Raw genomic sequence first — 22,635 nt, forward strand, 5'->3', positions numbered from 1 at the left:
AGGAAGAACTATGACAAAAGATCGCAAACAAGCCCTACTTCAACTCTTGAAAGAAGCCCCTAAAGCCCTCAATGGCCAAAGTTTGGCTGAACATTTTCATGTCACACGTCAGGTCATTGTACAGGACATTGCAATTTTAAGAGCCGATGGCGCTCCTATCCTATCCACTAATCGTGGCTACATCTATAAGCAAATTGATACCAATCCTTATGTTCACAAACTTTTCAAAGTCAAACATGAAGTTGAAGAAATCGGTCAAGAACTCCTTGCTATCGTCGATAATGGTGGGCGTGTTCAAAACACCTTGATTGACCATCCCGTTTATGGAGAAATTGAAACCTTGCTTAAACTGTCTTGTCGCAGAGATGTGCAACATTTTCTAGAACAAGTCGAGCATTCTGACTTTAGACCTCTGTCTGAATTAACAGATGGCATCCATTACCACCTAGTCGAAACTGAAACACAACAAGACCTCCACTATATTGAGGAGGCCTTGGACCAGCTAGGATATTTAGTAAAAGACTAGAAGATTTTCTTCTCCCAGCCATCTTCTGTACGGTGGCGGTAGAAAAACTCTGATTTGTCAGGAGCTTCCATCATTTCCATTAAAGGCAACATATCATAGGCCAGATCCAAGTTTGGAATCTGGTCTTTTTGCACCCAAGAAACTTCTCCAAATCCAAAAGATTGAGACTTTTATATAGAATCAGCTATAGCATGCTCTAAAGACTATCCGCTTGATTTTATATCGAAAAGCTTCTCCATAATTTTTCACACTTTCGTTCCCTTAACTTTCTTTTCGAGCGATAAACATACCATATTCTTTAGGAATGATCAACATACCATTATTAAACTCACTTTCCAATCTTTTACGTATTATTTCCTCTTCTAGTGAACCTATTTCTGAAATTCCTTTAAACGATTGGATGTATTTAACTAGGTCATCTATACTAGTTACCTGTAACTCATCATCATAGAATAATGTATCGACAGAGTTAAAATACCTACTCAGGTACCTTTTACCATTTTGTAAAGTAAACGTTTTATTTTCTAAATCTTGATTAACCTCATCTTTAAATAAATTTGCCAAATAATTTACAACTCCATTTTCACCAAATGTAGCACAGTAAAAAATTCCGCCTGTTTTTAATACCCTATTCACCTCAGAGAGAGCTTTAGGAATATCATTCACATGATGTAGAAGCATATTAGCAATAACAATATCAAACGTTTCATCCTCAAAAGAAATCTTTTGAATATCCATTATCTCATAGTTGACATTGTCTCTATTTCCAATCACTGACTTCGTTGATTTTACCATATCTTTAGAAAAATCTGTAACAATCAACTGCTTCATTTTATCTATAGAAACACTATTACTTTTCCATAGTTCTCCTGTACCACATCCCAATTCTAGAACCTTTACTTCATCAGTGATTTGGTAGTTAGAAAATATCCAATTATTAAATCCCAATTTATTTTTTGAGTACTTCTTATGTATGCTTACTCTAATATCAAGATTATCTTGTTTTGCATATTGTTCAATTACTTTATCATCCATTTTCTGGTACTTCCTTTCATATTTTAAGATTATACCATAAAATAAAACAATCTCCGATTTCAAAATTGAAGGTGGAGATTGTTCAAGATATAGATAGGAAATTTAGCAGTATTCAGTTGACTTACACCGCCATACTTAGCCTATATTTCAGTACCTTACTTTAAAAGATAACACCTATCAACTAATCATAGAACTAAAAAATTTCTTTCTCCCAATCGTCTTCTGTACGGCGAGGGTAGAAAAATTCAGATTTGTCTGGAGCTTCCATCATCTCCATCAAAGGTAGCATATCATAGGCCAGATCCAAGTTTGGAATCTGGTCTTTTTGCACCCAAGAAACTTCTCCCTCTTCTGAAGAGCGAAGGGTACCAGAGAACTCAGTCGCCTTATAACAAACGACAATATAGCGCCCACCTGTATCCAGAGGCCAGTTCTTGATACCTACCAGTTGAGGATTTTGGATAGTCAATCCTGTTTCTTCATAGATTTCACGAATGACAGACTCTGCAAAAGCCTCACCATTTTCAACATGACCTCCAGGAAAGGCATAACCTGACCAGCGATTGGTTTCAGGAGAGCGATACTGCATCACCACGCGCTGAGTTTCGAGATCTTCAATCAGACAAATATTTGTTAAAATCGTTAATTGGGAACGGGACATATTTTCTCGCTTTCTAATTTATTAAATTTTCAGACTTACTACCAGAGATATTATCTTTTACTTTTTAAAATTATTTAGAATTGAATACCATTCGTTTTTCCTTTATAGGCTTTCCAAGTTCAAGTATCTTTTCTTGTCCATCAAAAGTAAAACCCATTTTTTGATAGAAAGCAATGGCGCGCTTGTTATCTTTCAATACTCATAAGAAAATTTCAGAAAAATGATCAAGAGCAACCAAAGCTGCTTTCACTAACTTTTGTGCGATTCCTTTTCCATAATAGTCTTTTAAAACATATAAAGCAATAATTTCACCAGCTTGAATAGTCTCATCACGAAAGTTGCCATAACTTATAAAGCCAACTACCTTCATACCATCCATCGCAATCAATGTATTTTCTGGATATTTTTGACTAAAGAATCGACATCTTTCTAATGTCATCGTCTCCTGAAATTCTGCAGGTAAAAGGTCATCATAAGCCTCTCTCCACGTTTGCCAGTGAACGAAGGATTTACCTTCTATTTCTTCAGGAGTTTCCATTGATTTGATAATAACCGTCATTTATTTTCTTCTCCTTAATCCAACGCCTTGACTTCCAGCATCATATCACGTATCTGAGCTGCTAGTTCAAAGTCAAGCACTTCAACTGCTTCTTGCATTTGTTTTTCGAGTTTCTTAACAAGTTCTTTGCGCTCTTGTTTGTTGAGGCTGTTGATATCGACTTCCTTGTCCTCTTCCTTAGCAACTACCTTGGTCACGGCAATCAGGTCACGAATTTCTTTCTTGATGGTTTGTGGAACGATACCATGTTCTTCATTATAGGCCATCTGGATTTTCCGACGGCGGGCAGTTTCATCGATAGCACGTTGCATAGACTGGGTAACGGTGTCAGCATACATGATGACATGACCTTCACTGTTACGGGCGGCACGCCCAATGGTCTGGATGAGTCCACGCTCGTTACGAAGGAAACCTTCCTTGTCAGCATCGAGAATGGCAACCAAGCTAACCTCAGGAACATCAATCCCTTCACGAAGGAGGTTAATCCCGACCAAGACATCAAAGACACCCAAGCGTAGGTCACGAATTATCTCCGTTCGCTCTAAAGTCTTGATATCTGAGTGCATGTACTTGACCTTGATGCCCATTTCCTTGAAGTAGTCGGTCAAGTCCTCTGCCATTTTCTTGGTCAAGGTTGTGATAAAGGTTCGTTCGTTCTTCTCAACACGGGCATTAATTTCACCTAAGAGGTCATCAATCTGTCCCATAGTCGGACGGACTTCCACCTCTGGATCCAAGAGTCCCGTTGGACGAATGATTTGCTCAATCACTGTCTCGGTCTGTTCATTTTCATAGTCACCCGGTGTCGCTGAAACGTAAACAATCTGATGCACATGGCTTTCAAACTCTTCACGACGGAGAGGACGATTGTCCAAGGCAGACGGTAAACGGAAACCATAATTTACTAGCATTTCCTTACGCGAACGGTCTCCATTGTACATGCCCTTGATTTGCCCCATGGTCATGTGGCTCTCATCAATCATAATTAAGAAATCATCTGGAAAGAAGTCGAGAAGGGTATAAGGCGGCTCACCTTCGCTACGTCCATCCATGTGACGTGAATAGTTCTCAACCCCGTTGGTATAGCCCATCTCCCGCAGCATTTCGATATCATACTCTGTCCGCTGTTTCAAACGCTGGGCCTCCAGCAGTTTACCTTCCTTCTCAAAGACAGCTAACTGCTCTTCCAACTCAGTCTGAATTTTAGCAATCGCAACTTCCATGTGGTCGTCATTGGTCACAAAGTGAGTGGCAGGGAAAATCGCCAAATGATCCACTTCTCCCAACACCTGACCTGTCAGAGCCTCAACTTCACGAATACGGTCAATCTCATCTCCAAAGAACTCAACACGAAAGGCATGCTCATCACGGGAAGCTGGAAAAATCTCCACCACATCCCCACGCACACGAAACCTTCCCCGTTGGAAATCAATATCATTTCGCTCAAACTGAATATCGACCAAATCATTCAAAAGTTTATCACGAGAAATTTCAAGACCTGGACGCAGACTCACGACGCTGTCAGCGTATTCCTTGGGAGAACCCAAACCATAGATACAAGAAACAGAAGCCACGACAATGACATCATTGCGCTCCAAAAGGGCTGAAGTCGCTGAGTGACGAAGTTTGTCAATCTCGTCATTGACAGAACTATCCTTTTCAATATAGGTATCGCTAGAAGGGACATAGGCCTCAGGTTGGTAATAATCATAGTAAGATACGAAGTACTCAACAGCATTTTCAGGGAAAAATTCTTTAAACTCCCCATAGAGCTGTCCTGCCAGAGTCTTATTGTGGGCGATGACCAGAGTTGGTTTATTGACTTTGGAAATGACCTGACTCATGGTATAGGTCTTCCCTGTTCCAGTCGCCCCCATCAGAATCTGAGCTTTTTCTCCACCCTCGATATTATCTACCAACTGCTCGATAGCTTGTGGTTGGTCTCCTGATGGTTGATATTTTGATACTAGTTTAAATTGATTGTCAGTAATGCGGTTAATCATAAGAATCCTCTCTCCATGTGCTATTCCTATTTTAGCATACTTGTAGCATTTTCACGAAGAAAAGGACGGACCCAAGTCACATCCTTTCATTTTCTTTCTTTAATTGATAAGCGAGATAAAGAATCAGCAGCAGCAAAATAATACTGGACACGATGGAACCCTCAATACCAAAAGACCCACCAGATAGCCAGTCTTGATTGCCTTGTGGAGTAAATTTCATGATTGAGGTTCCTGAAGACTGACCACTAACTAATACTCCAAAGAGGTTGCCCTGAGCAAAATTCCAGGCCCCATGAATACCTGCAACACCCCAAACTGTATCTGTTTTGAGAAGGTAAAGAGCCATGGCAACTCCGAATAAAAAGAGATCAATTGCAGATAAGAAAGTTATGCCTGGATTTCCTAAATGAAGTAAGGTAAAGAGACTACTAGATATGATAATAGCGACTTTAATATTGGTTCTCTTAGCCAATTGTGGAATCAGCCAAGCACGAGTAACCAATTCTTCTGCCGTTCCTTGTAAAATCCAAAAAGGTATTGTAAATAAAGTAAAAGCTAGCGAATAAGTATCCAAGTGAATGGAGTCAAATTGATACTGCCCCAACACTACTAGTCCAGCCAAAGCAAGTATAAAGAGGGATAGACCAAGACCGTATCCTTTAAATAAGGCACTTAAAAAATTTTCTTTATAGAATCCCATGGTTCGAATCGGTCTTTTCTCTACTTTTCTAGTCCATCTAAACACAGTTAAGATAATAAAACCAAAGGACAATAATTCAAATATTAAATGGATGTCACTTGTTTTATCAGATAAATTCTGAAATAACATTTGAAGGAAATCTGCAATTCTTTGACCACCCATACCAAGATTGCTAAATAGCCCGATCAATGCTAAAAAACTAAGTCCAAAAAATAGAGAAGATATGAACTCAGATATATAGACGAAAAATAGAGCTAACAAGGGGCTTGTGTAAATGTTTAAACTCATTTTAGAAGTTTCAAAGTCTTTTAAGATTCGTTTGTCTTTCATAACTTTATCCTCTTTTACTATATGATATACCTTTATTATAGCACTTCTGTTGTGTGATTCAAGACAAAACAAGAATTATGGATGTTACATTTTCTGACACAGAAATATAAAAATTTGCCTTTTTTTACTTTTTCTGATATAATGGGAAAATATTCGGAAAAGGAGACTAAAAATGAAGAAAAAATTTCTAGCATTTTTGCTAATTTTATTCCCAATTTTCTCATTAGGTATTGCAAAAGCAGAGACGATTAAGATTGTGTCTGATACTGCCTATGCACCTTTTGAGTTTAAAGATTCAGATCAAACTTATAAAGGAATTGATGTTGACATTATCAACAAAGTCGCTGAGATTAAAGGGTGGAACGTTCAGATGTCTTATCCCGGATTTGATGCAGCGGTAAATGCGGTTCAAGCTGGTCAAGCTGACGCTATCATGGCAGGGATGACAAAGACGAAAGAACGTGAAAAAGTTTTCACCATGTCTGATACTTACTATGATACAAAAGTTGTCATTGCAACTACAAAGGCACACAAGATTAGCAAGTACGACCAATTAACTGGCAAAACCGTTGGTGTTAAAAACGGAACTGCTGCTCAACGTTTTCTTGAAACAATCAAAGATAAATACGGCTTTACTATTAAAACATTTGACACTAGTGATTTGATGAACAACAGCTTGAGTGCTGGTGCCATCGATGCCATGATGGATGACAAACCTGTTATCGAGTATGCCATTAACCAAGGGCAAGACCTCCATATTGAAATGGATGGTGAAGCTGTGGGAAGTTTTGCTTTCGGTGTTAAAAAAGGAAGTAAATACGAGCACCTGGTTACTGAATTTAACCAAGCCTTGGCTGAAATGAAAAAAGATGGTAGTCTTGATAAAATCATCAAGAAATGGACTGCTTCATCATCTTCAGCAGTGCCAACCACAACTACTCTAGCAGGCTTAAAAGCCATTCCTGTTAAAGCTAAATACATCATTGCCAGCGATTCTTCTTTTGCACCTTTTGTTTTCCAAAATTCAAGCAACCAATACACTGGTATTGATATGGAATTGATTAAGGCAATCGCTAAAGACCAAGGTTTTGAAATTGAAATCACCAACCCTGGTTTCGACGCAGCTATCAGTGCTGTCCAAGCTGGTCAAGCTGATGGTATCATTGCTGGTATGTCTGTCACAGATGCTCGTAAGGCAACTTTTGACTTCTCAGAATCATACTACACTGCTAATACAATCCTTGGTGTCAAAGAATCAAGTACCATTGCTTCTTATGAAGATTTGAAAGGGAAGACAGTTGGTGTTAAAAACGGAACGGCTTCTCAAACCTTCCTAACAGAAAATCAAAGCAAATACGGCTACAAAATCAAAACCTTCGCTGATGGTTCATCAATGTATGACAGTTTAAATACTGGGGCAATCGATGCCGTTATGGATGATGAACCTGTTCTCAAATATTCTATCAGCCAAGGGCAAAAATTGAAAACACCAATCGCTGGAACTCCAATCGGTGAAACAGCCTTTGCCGTTAAAAAAGGCACAAATCCTGAATTGATTGAAATGTTCAATAACGGACTTGCAAACCTTAAAGCAAACGGTGAATTCCAAAAGATTCTTGATAAATACCTAGCTAGCGAATCATCAACTACATCAACAAGCACTGTTGATGAAACAACTATCTGGGGCTTGCTTCAAAACAACTACAAACAGCTCCTTAGCGGTCTTGGTATCACTCTTGCTCTAGCTCTTATCTCATTTGCTATTGCCATTGTCATCGGGATTATCTTCGGTATGTTTAGCGTTAGCCCCTACAAATCTCTTCGCGTCATCTCTGAGATTTTCGTTGACGTTATCCGTGGTATTCCATTGATGATTCTTGCAGCCTTCATCTTCTGGGGAATTCCAAACTTCATCGAGTCTATCACAGGCCAACAAAGCCCAATTAACGACTTTGTAGCTGGTACCATTGCCCTATCGCTCAATGCAGCCGCTTATATCGCTGAAATCGTTCGTGGTGGTATTCAGGCCGTTCCTGTTGGCCAAATGGAAGCCAGTCGAAGCTTGGGTATCTCTTATGGAAAAACCATGCGTAAGATTATCTTGCCACAAGCAACTAAATTGATGTTGCCAAACTTTGTTAACCAATTCGTTATCGCTCTGAAAGATACAACTATCGTATCTGCTATCGGTTTGGTTGAACTCTTCCAAACTGGTAAGATTATCATTGCCCGTAACTACCAAAGTTTCAAGATGTATGCAATCCTTGCTATCTTCTATCTTGTAATTATCACACTTTTGACTAGACTAGCGAAACGCTTAGAAAAGAGGATTCGTTAATGGCAAAATTAAAAATTGATGTAAATGATTTACACAAAAGCTACGGAAAAAATGAAGTTTTAAAAGGAATTACGACCAAGTTCTATGAAGGAGATGTTGTTTGTATCATCGGTCCTTCAGGTTCTGGTAAGTCAACTTTCCTCCGTAGCCTAAATCTTTTGGAAGAAGTTACGAGTGGTCACATCACTGTGAACGGTTATGACTTAACTGAAAAAACAACCAACGTTGACCACGTCCGTGAAAATATCGGAATGGTGTTCCAACACTTCAATCTCTTCCCACACATGTCTGTACTGGACAACATTACTTTTGCTCCAATTGAGCACAAGTTGATGACTAAGGAAGAAGCTGAGAAATTGGGAATGGAGTTGCTTGAAAAGGTTGGACTAGCAGATAAGGCTAAGGCCTGTCCAGATAGCCTGTCAGGTGGTCAAAAACAACGTGTAGCCATCGCTCGTGGACTAGCAATGAATCCAGACATCATGCTCTTTGATGAACCAACTTCTGCCCTTGACCCTGAGATGGTCGGAGACGTACTGAACGTTATGAAGGAATTGGCTGAACAAGGCATGACCATGATCATTGTAACCCACGAGATGGGATTTGCCCGTCAGGTTGCCAACCGTGTTATCTTTACTGCGGACGGTGAATTCCTTGAAGATGGGACACCTGATCAAATCTTTGACAACCCACAACACCCACGTCTGAAAGATTTCTTGGACAAGGTCTTAAACGTCTAAACGCAAACTGTAAGGATTTCCTTGCAGTTTTTTTCTATCTCGTATTGGAATTTTTGATTTTTCGGAAAATTATGTTAGAATTAAGTTTATGAAATGAGGTTTCCTCATACCTAGCAAAACTAGGAATAAAAATAGAAATTAGGTAGCTAGATGTCATCTAAGGTTATTGTTACAATTTTTGGTGCGAGTGGAGACCTGGCTAAACGCAAGCTCTACCCTTCCCTATTTAGACTATATAAATCCGGCAATCTTTCCGAGCACTTTGCCGTTATTGGAACTGCCCGTCGTCCTTGGAGCAAGGAATATTTTGAATCTGTAGTGGTTGAATCTATCCTTGATTTGGCAGATAGTACCGAACAGGCTCAGGAGTTCGCTAGTCACTTCTACTATCAAAGCCATGATGTCAATGATACAGAACACTATATTGCTCTACGTCAATTGCAGGCTGAACTAAATGACAAGTACCAAGCTGAACACAACAAGCTTTTCTTCTTATCTATGGCACCTCAGTTCTTTGGAACCATTGCCAAACACCTCAAGTCTGAAAACATTGTTGACGGTAAAGGTTTTGAACGCTTAATCGTTGAAAAACCATTTGGTACAGACTACGCAACTGCAAGCAAGTTGAATGACGAGCTCCTAGCAACATTTAACGAAGAACAAATTTTCCGTATCGACCATTATCTTGGTAAGGAAATGATCCAAAGCATCTTTGCAGTTCGCTTTGCCAACATGATTTTTGAAAACGTTTGGAACAAGGACTTTATCGACAATGTTCAAATTACCTTTGCGGAGCGCTTAGGCGTAGAAGAACGTGGTGGCTACTATGACCAATCTGGTGCCCTCCGTGACATGGTACAAAACCATACACTACAACTTCTTTCGCTCCTCGCCATGGACAAGCCAGCAAGCTTCACAAAAGATGAGATTCGTGCTGAAAAGATTAAGGTCTTTAAAAACCTCTATCATCCAACTGATGAAGAACTTAAAGAACACTTTATCCGTGGTCAATACCGCTCTGGTAAGATTGATGGCATGAAATACATCTCTTATCGTAGCGAGCCAAATGTAAATCCAGAATCAACAACTGAAACCTTTGCATCTGGTGCCTTCTTTGTGGACAGCGATCGATTCCGTGGTGTTCCTTTCTTCTTCCGTACTGGTAAACGTCTGACTGAAAAAGGAACTCATGTCAACATCGTCTTTAAACAAATGGATTCTATCTTTGGTGAGCCACTTGCTCCAAACATTTTGACCATCTATATCCAACCCACAGAAGGCTTCTCTCTCAGTCTAAATGGGAAGCAAGTAGGAGAAGAATTTAACTTGGCTCCTAACTCACTTGATTACCGTACAGATGCAACCGCAACTGGTGCTTCTCCAGAACCATACGAGAAATTGATTTATGATGTCTTAAATAACAACTCAACTAACTTTAGCCACTGGGATGAAGTTGGTGCCTCATGGAAATTGATTGACCGTATCGAAGAGCTCTGGGCTGAAAATGGTGCCCCACTTCATGACTATAAAGCTGGAAGCATGGGACCTCAAGCTAGCTTTGACTTACTTGAAAAATTCGATGCCAAATGGACTTGGCAGCCAGATATCGCCTATCGTCAAGATGGTCGTTTAGAATAACAAAAATTCCTGCAAGTTTATGCCTTGCAGGATTTTTACTTCTGATTAGATTAAGCCTTCCAAGAGACCCTTCATAAAGTTTTCTGAGTTAAACTCTCCAATATCATCGATTTTTTCACCAAAACCAATCAATTTTACAGGAATATTAAGTTCTTCACGGATGGCTAGAACAACACCACCTCGAGCAGTTCCATCAATCTTAGTCAAGACAATTCCTGTCAAAGGGGTAATTTTTGAAAATTCTTTGGCCTGTATCAGGGCATTTTGACCTGTTGATGCATCAAGAGCCAAGAAAGTTTCATGTGGTGCTTCTGGTACAACACGTTTGATGATACGACCAATCTTTTCCAACTCAGCCATAAGATTGTCCTTGTTTTGCAGACGACCAGCAGTATCAATCATGAGAATGTCGATACCTTCAGCCACAGCACGTTCCATGCCATCAAAGACTACACTAGCTGGGTCAGCTTTTTCAGGTCCAGTCACTACTGGAACGTCCACACGACGGCCCCATTCAGCAAGTTGAGCTACTGCCCCTGCACGGAAGGTATCTGCCGCAACCAGCATGACCTTCTTGCCAGCTTGTTTGTAGCGGTGGGCTAGTTTCCCGATAGAAGTTGTTTTCCCAACACCATTTACACCAACAAAGAGCATAACTGTCAAACCATCTTGGAAATGGATACTTTCATCATAGTTGCCATCCTTTTCATAAAGCTCAACCAATTTCTCAATAATGACACGGCGAAGTGCATCAGGTTTCTTGGCGTTTTCAAGCTTGGCTTCGTAGCGTAACTCCTCGGTTAAGTTAGAAGCGACCTGTACACCAACGTCACTCATGATCAGTAATTCTTCCAGTTCCTCGAAAAATTCTTCGTCAACAGAACGGAAGTTGGCAAAGAAGGCGTTCAAGCGGGCACCAAATCCTGTACGAGTTTTCTTAAGACTACGGTCATATTTTTCCTGAACAGTTTCTTCTACTTGAGACCTTTCTGGTTCAAGAACTTCAGAACTATTTTCTTCTACAGTCTCTAGGAGCTCAGTATTCTCTTCCTCTGTGACTTCTTCTGAGTTTGGTAATTCTTCTATTTCTTCTTGAGAAACCTCTACAACTGGCTCTGAATCCTGACTCTCTTCAACTGTCTCTTGATTTTCCTCTTCTTGGAGCAGAGCTTCTTCAGAACTTTCAACTTCTGCATCTTCTTGAGGAACTTCCTCAGCTTCTGTGAAGGCAGGATCAACATCTTCAGACAAATCAAGATTTTCCAGAGCTTCTTTTACAACTTCTTCGATTTTAGGTTCTTCTTTTTTTCCGAATAGACGGTCAAATAATCCCATATCTTAGTTCTCCTTTAGCACATATTCTTCGATAGCCCAGGCAACAGCCTCTTCATCGTTGGTCATTGGAGTCACTACATTTGCGACTGCCTTGACTTCAGGAACAGCGTTTTGCATGGCAACACCGAGCCCTGCCCATTCAATCATAGAGAGGTCATTGGCCTCGTCACCACATGCCATGACTTGGCTTTGGTCTATTCCAAGATGGTTGATTAGTTTTGCCAAACCTGTTGCTTTATGAACATTCTTTGGTGACCATTCTAGCAACATTTCACGTGATTTAAAGATTTCATATTGATCAAACAACTCTGGAGAAATCTTCTGAATAGCTGTATCCAAGGGTTCTTGAGCAAAGGCAGTCACGCATTTATTATAAGTCATTTGACTAGATAGGTCTTCAAAGTCAACTGGAACAAAGGTCAAAGCTGGATTGAATTTGGCATAAAGACTTTCTTGGTCCGATTGGATTTGATAAACAGTTCCTTCTGAGATGGCATCAAGAGGCAGTGATAATTTCTCTGTTTCCTCATACAAGCGTGCCACATCATCATATGAAAAAACTGTTTTATCAAGGATTTCACCTGTATTCTTCTGAACCAAACCACCGTTAAAAGTAATGGTATACTCATCTTCGTGGCCGTCAGTCCCTAGCTCATGGAGAAAGAAATCCATAGCTTTTAAAGGGCGACCAGTTGTCAATACGACCTTGATACCACGATCACGCGCAGCTTTCAAGGTTGCCTTGGTGCGATCCGTCAGCCTTTTATCAGTAGTCAGCAAGGTCCCATCCAAGTCCAATGCAATCAATTTTATATCTGCCATTATAAGCCCTCCATATAAGCTATAACCGACTGGTCCTTATGGTGACCAATCACAATCTCTGCTAATTCTAAAATCTCTGGTCGTGCATTTTCAGGAGCTACAGGATGTCCCACAACCTGCATCATATGCAAGTCATTTAGATTGTCTCCAAAAGCCATAACCTGATCCATTGTGATAGCAAGTTTTTTAGCTAATTCAACAATAGCCACACCCTTATCGACATAGTCCAGAACAATATCAATGGATTCAAAGCCAGTTGTCATAGCCTTAACACCAGGAACATGTTCATTAACCCAAGCTTCTCCAGCTTCTAGCGTTTCTTCTGTGAAGTTGGTCGTAAATTTGAAAATGTCATCAGTGATATCTTCTAAACTCGCTACTTTTTGGATATTTTCATTATAATGCTGGCTCTCTTTCAAATAGGTTTCATCAACCGTATCCAGAACATAAGAGCCTTTTTTACCTGTCAAGAGCAATTTATTGATATCTACATAAGGTGACGTTTTCAGCTTTTCAAAAGTCGTCAAATAAAACTCACGAGACATAGTCGCTTCATACAAATCTTGACCTCGATACTCTACCAAACTGCCATTTTCCGCGATAAAAATAATATCATCACGAACATCAGCAAATAATTTTTCTAAAGACAGAAATCCCCGACCCGAAGCCACCGCAAAGTAAATCCCTTTTTCCTTGTAAGAACCCAAGAGAGACTTGAGGCGGTCCATATCAAAGCGTCCATTCTCATCTAGGAAGGTTCCGTCCATATCTGTTGCTACTAGTTTAATTGTCATCCTTCAATACTTTCTAAATCTTTTAACTTAACTGAAACAATTTTTGAGACACCTGATTCTTGCATGGTCACTCCATAGATAGAATCAGCCGCCGCCATGGTTCCCTTACGGTGGGTTACGACGATAAACTGGCTGTCCTTGTCAAATCGATTGAGGTAATCCCCGAAACGTTTAACATTGGCTTCGTCCAGCGCAGCCTCTACCTCATCCAAGATGACAAATGGAATGGTCTTGACACGAATAATGGAGAAGAGCAAGGCAAGAGCCGATAGAGCTTTTTCACCACCACTCATCAGATTAAGAGACTGGATTTTCTTTCCTGGAGGTTGAACAGAAATCTCAACCCCAGCTGTCAGCAGGTCTCCCTCAGTCAAAATGAGGTCCGCCTGACCTCCGCCAAACATCTGCTTAAAGGTCACTTTAAAGGACTCACGAATAGCTTCAAAGGTGGATTTAAAGCGTTCCTTGACCTCATCATTCATCTCTGTAATGGTTTCAAGGAGCAGATTTTTCGCTGACAAAATATCATCTCGCTGGCTATTGAGGAAATCCAGACGGCTGTGAACTTCTTCGTACTGTTCAATAGCATCCAAATTGACAGGACCCAGTGAGCGAATAGCCTTCTCTAAATCCTGCACCTCTTGCTCTGCCAGATTGAGGTTTTCCAATTCATGTGCCTTTTCTAGTGCTTCAGTATAGCTAATCTGATACTGGTCTGTTAATTGACTTTGTAGATGGCGCAAGCGCTCGCTGACCTTTTCTTTCTTGGCTTCAGCACGTGTTTGCTTGCGAATCCACTCTTCATTCTGCTGGCGAGCCTGATCCAAATGACTAGCAATATCATCCAGTTGCCCTTCAATATCATCCAACTCAAACTGCTTACGAATTAAACCTTGTTGGAGATTTGTTTTCTGGTTTTTGGCTTCTTCAGCCTGTTGACTGAGCAATTCTGTATCAACCTTCTCAATATTATCAACCTTTTCTTGAAGAAGGCGCTGGATTTCTTCTTGTTCGATATCTAAATTGTCTAATTCCTTGCCTAAACGCTCAATATCAGCTACTTCATAACGCTTTTGTCCTTGCAGTTCAGTCTTAAGCAAGCGAGCCTGCGCTACCTCTTCCTGCAAGTTTTGATAGCGTTCTTGGATGGCATTTTTGTTAGACTTAATCTCTTCAATCTCAGCTTCCAGATTTTGCTTGTCACTGGCAATAGTAGCAAGGCGTGCTTGACATTTTTCCTTGTCTGCTTGCCAATCTCCCTCAGAAAGACGATCTAATTCCTCTTCTTGGAGTTTCCAAAGAGTTTCTAGTTCTTCAACTTGCTGACTGGTCTGCTGATAAGCGAGGGACAAGCCTTGCTCCTGAATACGAGCCTGCTCTCCCTGAAATTTGATGGCTTCTAACTTTTCTGTCAATGAAACCATCTCATCTTGCAAGTTCTTCAAACTCGCTTCATCTGTACGCAAGCTTGCTTCTTCTTCAGTAATCTCTTTTTGTAATTGCTCCAGTTCTGGCTTAATGAAAATGCTGTTATTCTGGCGGTTGGCTCCACCTGCATAGGAACCACCTGTACGAAGCTCTGTCCCATCCAATGTCACCATGCGAACCTGATAACGAACCTGACGAGCTGCTGCACGCGCATGTTCTACAGTATCAAAAATAGCTGTTGTTGCTAGCAAGTTCTTGAAAATGGCTTCTAATCTAGTATCGAATGTCACCAGCTCATCTGCCATGCCCAGAAATCCTGGACTTGCAGCAATAGCATCTTGGTTCTGACTAGAAATCGTACGCGCCTTGATTGTGGTCAAAGGAAGGAAGGTTGCACGACCGGCTCTGTTTCGTTTGAGGAAATCAATCGCCTTGGTTGCTGCATGTTCATCTTCTACGATGATATGCTGACTGCTGGCTCCTAGGGCAATCTCTAAAGCGGTTTGATAATGCACATCAAAGGTCAGGTGCTCACTAACAGCACCAATAATCCCACCAAGGCGGTCTTTTTCTTGAAGAACACTCTTGACACCTGCATAAAAGTTACTATGATTTCTCAGGATATTTTCCAAACTTTGGGCTCTAGCCTGCTTGTTTTTAAGACTGTCCAGACGATCAAATAGTTGACTTTGTTGAGCTTGATAGGAAGCTTTCTGTTCCTCTTGCTCCTTGGAAATAGCTTGATAGTCGGCCAATAATTTCTGAACCTGCTCCTTGGCAGTTTCAAGCTCGTCTTTTTGCTGACTAACCTTCTCTTTAGCTGTAGCCAGTTGTTCTTTGAGTTTTTGTAGTTGATCTGCTTGTTTTTGAGAAAGCTGACGACTATTTTCCAACTCGTTCTCAATGCGAGTCAGTTGGTTTGAGACATCTGCTTCTTCTTGTAAAAGAGCTACAAAGCGTTCGCGTAAGAGCTCAATCATTTGATCAGGATCATCTGAAAAAGCTAGCAATTCAGCTTCTAAACGATTGAGTTTTTGATTATTTTGGACTAGATTTTCCTCTAACAGAGTTAAAGAGCTTTCTTTATCAGATTTTTCTTTGCTGAGTGAATTTCTCTTATCCTCCAAAGCAGCCAAACGGGCTTGTGCTTCCTGTTGATTCAGGGCTACTTGCTCGGACTCTAGTTTAGATAGGGCTAATTTTCTCTCTAAGTCACTAATTAGACTGGTCAAATCCATCAAACTGCCCTGGTCTTTGGCCATTTCAGCCTGTAAATCTTGGCGTTGCTTTTTAAGAGTTTGATTTTCTTCTTCTAATTTTTCCCGCTTTTGGTAGTAGCTCGTCAAGAGTTCCTGAACCTGAGCCAACTCTTCTTCTGTCGACTCTAGTTCATCCTTATTTTCCTTGATTTGAGCAACCAAAACATCCAAGTAAATAGCCTTGCGTTGACCTTCCAAGTCTAAAAATTTGCGAGCATTTTCAGCTTGCTTCTCAAGAGGCTTGATTTGATTATCCAACTCGTAGATAATGTCTTCAAGACGATCTAGATTATCCTGAGTTTGTTGCAATTTGCTCTCAGTCTCTTTTCTACGAGTCTTGTATTTTAAAACTCCTGCAGCTTCTTCAAAAATAGCTCTCCGTTCCTCAGGCTTGGAGTTGAAAATCTCCTCAACCTTCCCTTGGGAAATGATGGAGAAGGAATCTCGTCCCAAACCTGTATCCAAGAAAAGGTCATGAATATCACGCAGACGGACTTTCTTGCCGTCAATCTTGTATTCGCTATCTCCACTACGGTAGATATGACGTTCTACCCTGATTTCTTGACCAGCGTCCTTGATAAATCCGTCATGATTATCCAAAGTCACAACTACAGAAGCATAATTGAGCGGTTTGCGACTTTCTGTTCCAGCAAAAATGACGTCCGGCATCTTGCCACCACGGAGACTCTTGACACTAGACTCCCCCAAGGCCCAACGCAGACTTTCTGTAATATTGGACTTTCCAGATCCATTGGGTCCAACGACTGCCGTCACACCTTGGTCAAAGACGACCTTGGTCTTGTCAGCAAAAGACTTGAATCCCTGAATTTCAATTTCCTTTAAATACATGAATCCAGCCCTTTCTCAACGGCATTTTTAGCAGCTTCCTGCTCTGCTAATTTCTTAGAACGACCTTGGCCTTGACCAATGCCCTTACCTTCAACAAGAACTTCTACATCAAAGACCTTATCGTGGGCAGGACCCGTTTCAGAAATCACCTGATAACGAATAGCCACATCGCCATTGACCTGAAGTAACTCTTGGAGATGGGTTTTGTAGTCTGTAATCATCTCAAATTCGCCTGCTTCAACCTTAGGAATCATGACTTGATAGATAAATTCCTTGACCTTGGTCACATCCTTGTCCAAAAGGAGAGCACCTAGAAAGGCTTCGAAGGCATCACCAAGAATAGTGTCACGATTGCGTCCACCAGATTTTTCTTCCCCTTTACCCAACTTGATAAATTGATCAAACTGGCAATCACGCGCAAAACCAGCCAAACTTTCCTCGCGGACAATCATGGCACGGAGTTTAGACAAGTCACCCTCAGGCTTTTTAGGATATTTTTTATACAGATATTCTGAAATCAATAACTGTAGAACAGCGTCTCCTAAAAATTCCAAGCGCTCATTGTGTGAAATTTTTAAGAGGCGGTGCTCATTGGCATAACTCGTATGAGTAAAGGCAGTTTCCAGTAACTTTTTGTCTGCAAATTCGATTGCAAAATGGTTTTTAAGTACAGTTTGTAATTCTTTCATACCAACCTCTTTCTAACTGATAACAGTCCTTTTTATTATATCAAAAAAAGCCCCCTGAGTCACTCTAAAACGGGAGAAAACAAGTGACCCAAGGGAACTTATCGACTACTATTAAAATGGGAAAATATTAGAATAAGGGGTGCAAGTTATTTACTTTAAGTTACCAGCCAAGTGGAATCGTTTCAAACTGACAACCCAATCGGCGTAATTCATTTTGACGGGCCTCATAGTAGGGGAGGGAAATGCCTATGATAGTCACATGAGGCAGGTCTTGTAAGTGGAGACTGACTGATGAAGTAAAATGGTAGACCTGAACAAACTCGTATTCTTGAAAAAGATGGGCTAGGACATCTTCAAAGATTAAATCTGTAGCCAAGTAAGTTACATCTGGAATATGGAAGGTTTCCTTGGGATGGGGGAGATAGAGGTCAATTGCCAAAGCCTTAGCATAGGTACTGATAAAACGGATGGAGATTTGGTCATCCTCCTCAGAGAACTTTTGTCCCAGCAGGACCTTGACCGTCTTACCATTTGAGACGGGTGCTTGTGGCAGGTCAAAAAAATGCTCCAGATAAACAAGCTTTTCTCTAGCTACGATATGGTAGTCACTGCGATAGAGGGTATAGTGCTTTTCCGTCCGCTCAATCAAGTCATCTCTGGTCAAGCCCAAAGAGCCTACCTGACTAAGATGGAGAGGGCAAGCATACATGCCCAAGGGGTAAATATCCGCATAGCCATCATCAAAACTCATGAGGTGATGGTAATTTGAACTAGCAACCAAGTCCAGAATCAAGCTATTGTCAAAGCTAGCATAAAAGATGGTGTCATAGTCGCCAGCAAGCTCCTGACAAATCTGAGCCAAGTCCTCTGCATCCTGAGGATAGTGAACATGGTCAAAATTCTTAGCATAATGCTCCTGACGAGCATTTTTTACAGGACTGACATAAAGGCTAACAAAGTCCTGATCAGGATAGAATCCTTTGATATGCTGTGCAATCTTGGCCTGCAAGGGCGTTGTAGCAATTATAAGATTTTTCATCTCTTTGATTCTCCTAGGTGGTGATGTTGTAACAAGGTCTCAACGACTTCAAAGTCCAAGGCATCGTCGATATCATAAGAATAGAGTTTGGGCATTTCATAGGCTACTGTCTTATCTGTGTAAAAGGTCTCATCTCGTAGGTAACGATCCTTGCGAGAAATCCAGATACTACCGTTTGGATAGTAATAGACAGGTTCTTTCTGCCGAGCATAGTGCTTGGAAACCTGAGGCGGACGGATAAATGACGACTCCGCTAATTGCAAGTAAAGACTACGACTCTTGTCTGCCATAACACAGGAAATCAGATGGTCGGCGCCAGACTGACAGTATAGTTGATAGGACTCGACGAGGTGCTCCACTTCTCTCAAGGGTGAGGTCACCTGTAGATTCACAAAGACCTGCTCTTCCTCAAAGGGCTGTAAAAAGTCTCGCAAGGTCTCTAAACTAGAGGTTGTTGCCAAAGCCAACTCTTTTGGTCTGTGGACACAATGAATCTCTGGATAGGCTTGATGACAGAGTTCGAGATAGGCTAGTGAGTCTGAGGAGATCCAGATTTCACTAAATAGCTTGGAGGCTAGAGCGACTTCTATAGTATAGAATACCAAGGGTTTGCCTGCAAGCGGTTTGATATTTTTATCCACTAAGCCACGTGAACCCGAACGGATCAAAATGACGGCTATGGGTTTAGATGTTGCTTTCATATAGTCTTCCTAGAAATGAAATAAAGAGGGCAGATAGGGTGGTGATGATGCTATTTAACCAAGTATTGGAGTTGGCGAATAAACCACTGTAATGATAGAGAAACAAGGCTCCTAGACTAAAGACCAGATAGATTTTGGCCAGTTGTAAGCTCGGTCTTTTTAGGAGTAGGATCAAGAGGTACAAACCACCCATCACACCTAGTGTCAGACCCATAAAGCCGTTAATCCATTCGTAGATGGAGTAAATTTCTGCATTCATGAGTAAGAGGCAGAGAAGTCAAGACAGACCTGCTAAGGCAAAGGATAGGATACTTGGCGACCAGCGAATCTTTGACCAAGCAAAATCCAACTTCAAGCAGGTCACAATTGCATTCATACTGGATGAAACTGTGGATTGGCCTGCTACCAAGAGAGCTAGCAGATAAAACCGCCAAACCAAGGTGCCAGACCTTCCTGAGCGTAGGCAATGAGAACAGGATTGGGCGATGTGGTGGCAAAATTTTCCTGACGAATCAAGCAGCCAATCAGATACAGTAAACTAGCAATCCCAAAGGACAAGAGTCCCTGTAGCCATAAGATTTTTCCAATCTTTTGGCGCCCCATTTTGCTATTAAAACGTTGGACAATATCCTGTGAGGAAACGTAGGAAAACAAGCTACTAAAACCTGCTCCTGCAACTAAGATCAAGACCGTCTTCCCATCCAGCGTCTCTGCAAAGTGAGATATCTGTTGACTGCTATTCATGACTAAACCAGATTGGGCAATTCTTGGTAGAAAGAGGGCCAATATAGCCAGCAGGACCAAACCTTGAAAGAAGTCCATCCACAGCACAACCAAGAGACCACCACTTGCCAGATAATAGACCGTCAAGAGAAGAAGTAAAGTTGACAAAACCAGCTGATTGATAGGGATAAAGGGCGCTAAGGCCTGAGACAACAAGTAGGTCACCACTGCTATTCGCCCCAACTGATAGAGGATGAAGAGTCCTGAAGCCAGTGAACGAATACCAGGAGATTGAAACTTGTCCTCTAAAAGATGATAAGCTGTCTCGTAGTTTCCCTTTTGATAGAGGGGCAAAAAATAGCGATGAGCTAGTGGAATGGCTAGAAAAATCCCGCACTGGGCAAACCAGAGATAGAACCTGCCTGTATAGGTATTCCCCACCAGAGTCAGAAAGGAAATGGGGCTGAGCAAGGTCGCAAAGACTGAGAAGGTCAAAACTGTCACAGGAACAGCTTTCTTAACCTGATAATAGTCCCCCTCACTCCCTTTTTGCCGATAGGCAATCCAGGAAATCAAGCAGAAATAGAGCAATAGGATAGCTAGAATTCCCAACATCCTAGAAATTCCTATCTAGTAATTTTCGGTATATTTGAGCTACTTTCTCTAGTGAATAGTGAGATGCTAGGGCGATATTTTCTGCATTTGATTTACAAAAATCCACTTGTTCCATTTCTTCTATCTTTTCTATTAACTCTTCCTTTGTTCTAAATAAGGTGATTGAACTGGATTGTTCTGCATAGAAACGATGAGCAATGTCCACATCTGATAACAAAGCTAGCAAGCCATGACTCAAAGCTTCTACACAGGCATTTGCAAACAATTCAGTGTAACTGGCTGATAGATAGCATTGATGTAGATTATAAGGAACATTATCTACCACTCCTCTTAGATGAATTGTAGGAGGGATATCATACTGATTACGAAGTTCTTGTATTCTTGTTTCCGATCCACCATAAAATGTAATCTCAACATTTGAACCCTTTTTATACAACTCATTAAATACTTCAATAACTAGTCCAACATTTTTTATTTCCCCCATATGCCCCACCAAGCAATAGTCTCGTACTGGGCCTATATGTCTTAATTCTCCTAACTTTTCTGAAAACATAGGAGCTAAGAATGTGGAATGATAGCCTTTTGTTTGTAATGATTCTGTTAATTCCTCACTAGCCACAAGATACTTATTTTTTTTCCTTAAATTAGCATGTGACATATTCATTAAAACATTTGAATGAATCACTTCATAGTAATTCTTACCCGTGTTTTCCATATATCTCCATAGACTAGGCTTTGGTATACTTTGTTGATCGCGAATAATTAAGTCTGTATCCTGAGCTATATCAACCAAAAATTTGACAAGTAAATCTTCTTCAGAGTAAATAACTCCATCTTTTCGAAAAATATATTCAGGATAAAATAAAGAAACAGGAGAAGGTTCTTTGAATGGATTGATAAAACGCCCTTCAAGTGCTAGATTTCCATCTTTATGAAACCAGCGTAATTCTTTTGCCTTAAAATCTTCAAAAAGGAAAGGGCCACTTGTATAATAGTAACGACCCGAGCCATCTCCTAACGTAAGAGAAGAGACAAAACCATCTGCAGTGAGTTCAACCGTATCACTATCTGATAAATTGAGAGTTTCAGGCTTAACCGATAAGGAATCATGTCCTATATCAGAAAAACTATGAGGAACACAGATTAGTTCTTTTTCTAAAAATCCTAGCTTTTTTAAAACCACCTTCCAGTCAGGTCTAACTTGTGGGTTTGTCAGAATATGGAGATAATCTACTCCCAGATATCTTGCGATACGCGCTCGATAAAACTGGGTACTTTCAAAACCATATCGCTGTATTTTTGTAAAAGAATGCAGTGTAATAATTCTTGACATATTTCCCTCTCTTATTTTCAGTATAAAAATTGAAAAATCTCCTCTCACAAAAAGGAGAAAAGATTTTCCATCTCATATCGTGGAAGCTAGAATGACACTAAAATAGTTTTTATCAATCAATAATTCAAAAGCACCTCTGAAAACGACATATTCATCAAAATACATAGCCGGAAAAGATTGGTAAATCAATGTTTTCAATTTTAACATTGCGTTTTTTGAAGTGCTCAGAATCATCAATTTTAATTTAATAATTAAGACATTTGATTAAAGTCACTATTTAGTTATTATAAGTTCAGCTAATAACTAATCAAAAAATTGAGTTATTCTGATTCTTCTTTTTTCTTAAATAACCCTAATGCCAATCCTGTTACCATAGCTAGTAATCCCATAGTTGATACGTTCGTATTTTTTTCTGTACCAGTATTCGGTAGTTTTTCTTCTGATTTCTTTGATTCCGGCTGGATACTATTTGATTTTTCTGGATTAGGCTCTGGTTTAGGTTCTGGCTTAGGTTCTGG

19 protein-coding genes and 2 pseudogenes are annotated in these 22,635 nt (G+C 40.5%); 4 read left to right on the forward strand and 17 right to left on the reverse strand.

All coding sequences use genetic code 11. The features are described 5' to 3' along the window. Nucleotides 1–10 precede the first annotated feature (10 nt). Nucleotides 11–526 (forward strand): transcription repressor NadR, encoded by a 516-nt coding sequence (locus HT724_RS08560; protein WP_173276452.1) that lies wholly within the window; start codon nucleotides 11–13, stop codon nucleotides 524–526. Here HT724_RS08560 and HT724_RS08565 read toward each other — a convergent pair. The 6 genes and pseudogenes from HT724_RS08565 to HT724_RS08590 form a co-directional block, all read right to left on the reverse strand. Next, nucleotides 523–675 (reverse strand): annotated as a pseudogene (locus tag HT724_RS08565) (NUDIX hydrolase); the annotation flags it as partial. The gene HT724_RS08560 and the pseudogene HT724_RS08565 overlap by 4 nt on opposite strands. Nucleotides 676–787: 112 nt before the next feature. After that, nucleotides 788–1,561: a class I SAM-dependent methyltransferase gene (locus HT724_RS08570; protein WP_173276453.1), complete on the reverse strand. Its 774-nt coding sequence runs from the start codon at nucleotides 1,559–1,561 to the stop codon at nucleotides 788–790. A 193-nt stretch (nucleotides 1,562–1,754) separates the two neighbouring features. Further along, nucleotides 1,755–2,222, reverse strand: coding sequence for an 8-oxo-dGTP diphosphatase (locus tag HT724_RS08575; protein ID WP_173276454.1), 468 nt, complete (start codon nucleotides 2,220–2,222; stop codon nucleotides 1,755–1,757). Nucleotides 2,223–2,292: 70 nt separating this feature from the next. Continuing rightward, a pseudogene (locus HT724_RS08580) lies at nucleotides 2,293–2,781 on the reverse strand (GNAT family N-acetyltransferase). Nucleotides 2,782–2,795: 14 nt separating this feature from the next. Continuing rightward, a complete protein-coding gene (gene uvrB, locus HT724_RS08585; protein ID WP_173276455.1) occupies nucleotides 2,796–4,784 on the reverse strand; it encodes an excinuclease ABC subunit UvrB in 1,989 nt (662 codons plus the stop codon). Nucleotides 4,785–4,860: 76 nt separating this feature from the next. Beyond that, nucleotides 4,861–5,814, reverse strand: a complete 954-nt coding sequence (locus tag HT724_RS08590) for a CPBP family intramembrane glutamic endopeptidase (RefSeq protein ID WP_173276456.1) — start codon at nucleotides 5,812–5,814, stop codon at nucleotides 4,861–4,863. Nucleotides 5,815–5,986: 172 nt separating this feature from the next. On the opposite strand from HT724_RS08590, the gene HT724_RS08595 reads away from it, so the two are divergent. The 3 genes from HT724_RS08595 (at nucleotide 5,987) to zwf (ending at nucleotide 10,530) form a co-directional block, all read left to right on the forward strand. Further along, on the forward strand, nucleotides 5,987–8,152 hold the full coding sequence (locus HT724_RS08595; protein ID WP_173276457.1) for an ABC transporter substrate-binding protein/permease: 2,166 nt from the start codon (nucleotides 5,987–5,989) through the stop codon (nucleotides 8,150–8,152). Further along, nucleotides 8,152–8,892 (forward strand): amino acid ABC transporter ATP-binding protein, encoded by a 741-nt coding sequence (locus HT724_RS08600; protein WP_001096329.1) that lies wholly within the window; start codon nucleotides 8,152–8,154, stop codon nucleotides 8,890–8,892. The genes HT724_RS08595 and HT724_RS08600 overlap by 1 nt, the downstream gene beginning before the upstream one ends. 150 nt (nucleotides 8,893–9,042) lie before the next feature. Next, on the forward strand, nucleotides 9,043–10,530 hold the full coding sequence (gene zwf, locus HT724_RS08605) for a glucose-6-phosphate dehydrogenase (protein WP_173276458.1): 1,488 nt from the start codon (nucleotides 9,043–9,045) through the stop codon (nucleotides 10,528–10,530). A 45-nt stretch (nucleotides 10,531–10,575) separates the two neighbouring features. Here zwf and ftsY read toward each other — a convergent pair whose 3' ends face one another. The 11 genes from ftsY to HT724_RS08655 all read right to left on the reverse strand — a co-directional run. Continuing rightward, nucleotides 10,576–11,865, reverse strand: a complete 1,290-nt coding sequence (gene ftsY, locus HT724_RS08610) for a signal recognition particle-docking protein FtsY (protein WP_173276459.1) — start codon at nucleotides 11,863–11,865, stop codon at nucleotides 10,576–10,578. A 3-nt stretch (nucleotides 11,866–11,868) separates the two neighbouring features. Continuing rightward, the gene (locus HT724_RS08615; RefSeq protein WP_173276460.1) at nucleotides 11,869–12,687 is read right to left on the reverse strand and encodes a Cof-type HAD-IIB family hydrolase; all 819 of its coding nucleotides are present in this window, start codon (nucleotides 12,685–12,687) and stop codon (nucleotides 11,869–11,871) included. Continuing rightward, nucleotides 12,687–13,481, reverse strand: coding sequence for an HAD family hydrolase (locus HT724_RS08620; protein ID WP_173276461.1), 795 nt, complete (start codon nucleotides 13,479–13,481; stop codon nucleotides 12,687–12,689). Before HT724_RS08620 ends, HT724_RS08615 begins: the two co-directional genes overlap by 1 nt. Then, nucleotides 13,478–17,017 (reverse strand): chromosome segregation protein SMC, encoded by a 3,540-nt coding sequence (smc, locus tag HT724_RS08625; protein WP_173276462.1) that lies wholly within the window; start codon nucleotides 17,015–17,017, stop codon nucleotides 13,478–13,480. The genes HT724_RS08620 and smc overlap by 4 nt, the downstream gene beginning before the upstream one ends. After that, entirely contained in the window at nucleotides 17,008–17,706 is a 699-nt protein-coding gene (gene rnc, locus HT724_RS08630) for a ribonuclease III (RefSeq protein WP_173276463.1), read from the reverse strand. The genes smc and rnc overlap by 10 nt, the downstream gene beginning before the upstream one ends. A 160-nt stretch (nucleotides 17,707–17,866) precedes the next feature. Next, a complete protein-coding gene (locus HT724_RS08635; RefSeq protein WP_173276464.1) occupies nucleotides 17,867–18,745 on the reverse strand; it encodes a glycosyltransferase family 52 in 879 nt (292 codons plus the stop codon). After that, nucleotides 18,742–19,446, reverse strand: a complete 705-nt coding sequence (locus HT724_RS08640) for an acylneuraminate cytidylyltransferase family protein (protein WP_173251368.1) — start codon at nucleotides 19,444–19,446, stop codon at nucleotides 18,742–18,744. The genes HT724_RS08635 and HT724_RS08640 overlap by 4 nt, the downstream gene beginning before the upstream one ends. Next, the gene (locus HT724_RS10325; protein ID WP_240156738.1) at nucleotides 19,430–19,660 is read right to left on the reverse strand and encodes a hypothetical protein; all 231 of its coding nucleotides are present in this window, start codon (nucleotides 19,658–19,660) and stop codon (nucleotides 19,430–19,432) included. Before HT724_RS10325 ends, HT724_RS08640 begins: the two co-directional genes overlap by 17 nt. A 200-nt stretch (nucleotides 19,661–19,860) precedes the next feature. Then, a complete protein-coding gene (locus HT724_RS08645; protein WP_240156739.1) occupies nucleotides 19,861–20,784 on the reverse strand; it encodes a hypothetical protein in 924 nt (307 codons plus the stop codon). A 1-nt stretch (nucleotide 20,785) separates the two neighbouring features. Beyond that, nucleotides 20,786–22,117, reverse strand: a complete 1,332-nt coding sequence (locus HT724_RS08650; RefSeq protein ID WP_173225818.1) for a glycosyltransferase — start codon at nucleotides 22,115–22,117, stop codon at nucleotides 20,786–20,788. Between the two features lie 320 nt (nucleotides 22,118–22,437). Further along, a partial coding sequence (locus HT724_RS08655; RefSeq protein ID WP_173293579.1) for an LPXTG cell wall anchor domain-containing protein occupies nucleotides 22,438–22,635 on the reverse strand: 198 nt, incomplete at its 5' end.

The sequence above is a fragment of the Streptococcus sp. k-402 genome (genome assembly GCF_013277515.1).
Lineage (GTDB): Bacteria > Bacillota > Bacilli > Lactobacillales > Streptococcaceae > Streptococcus.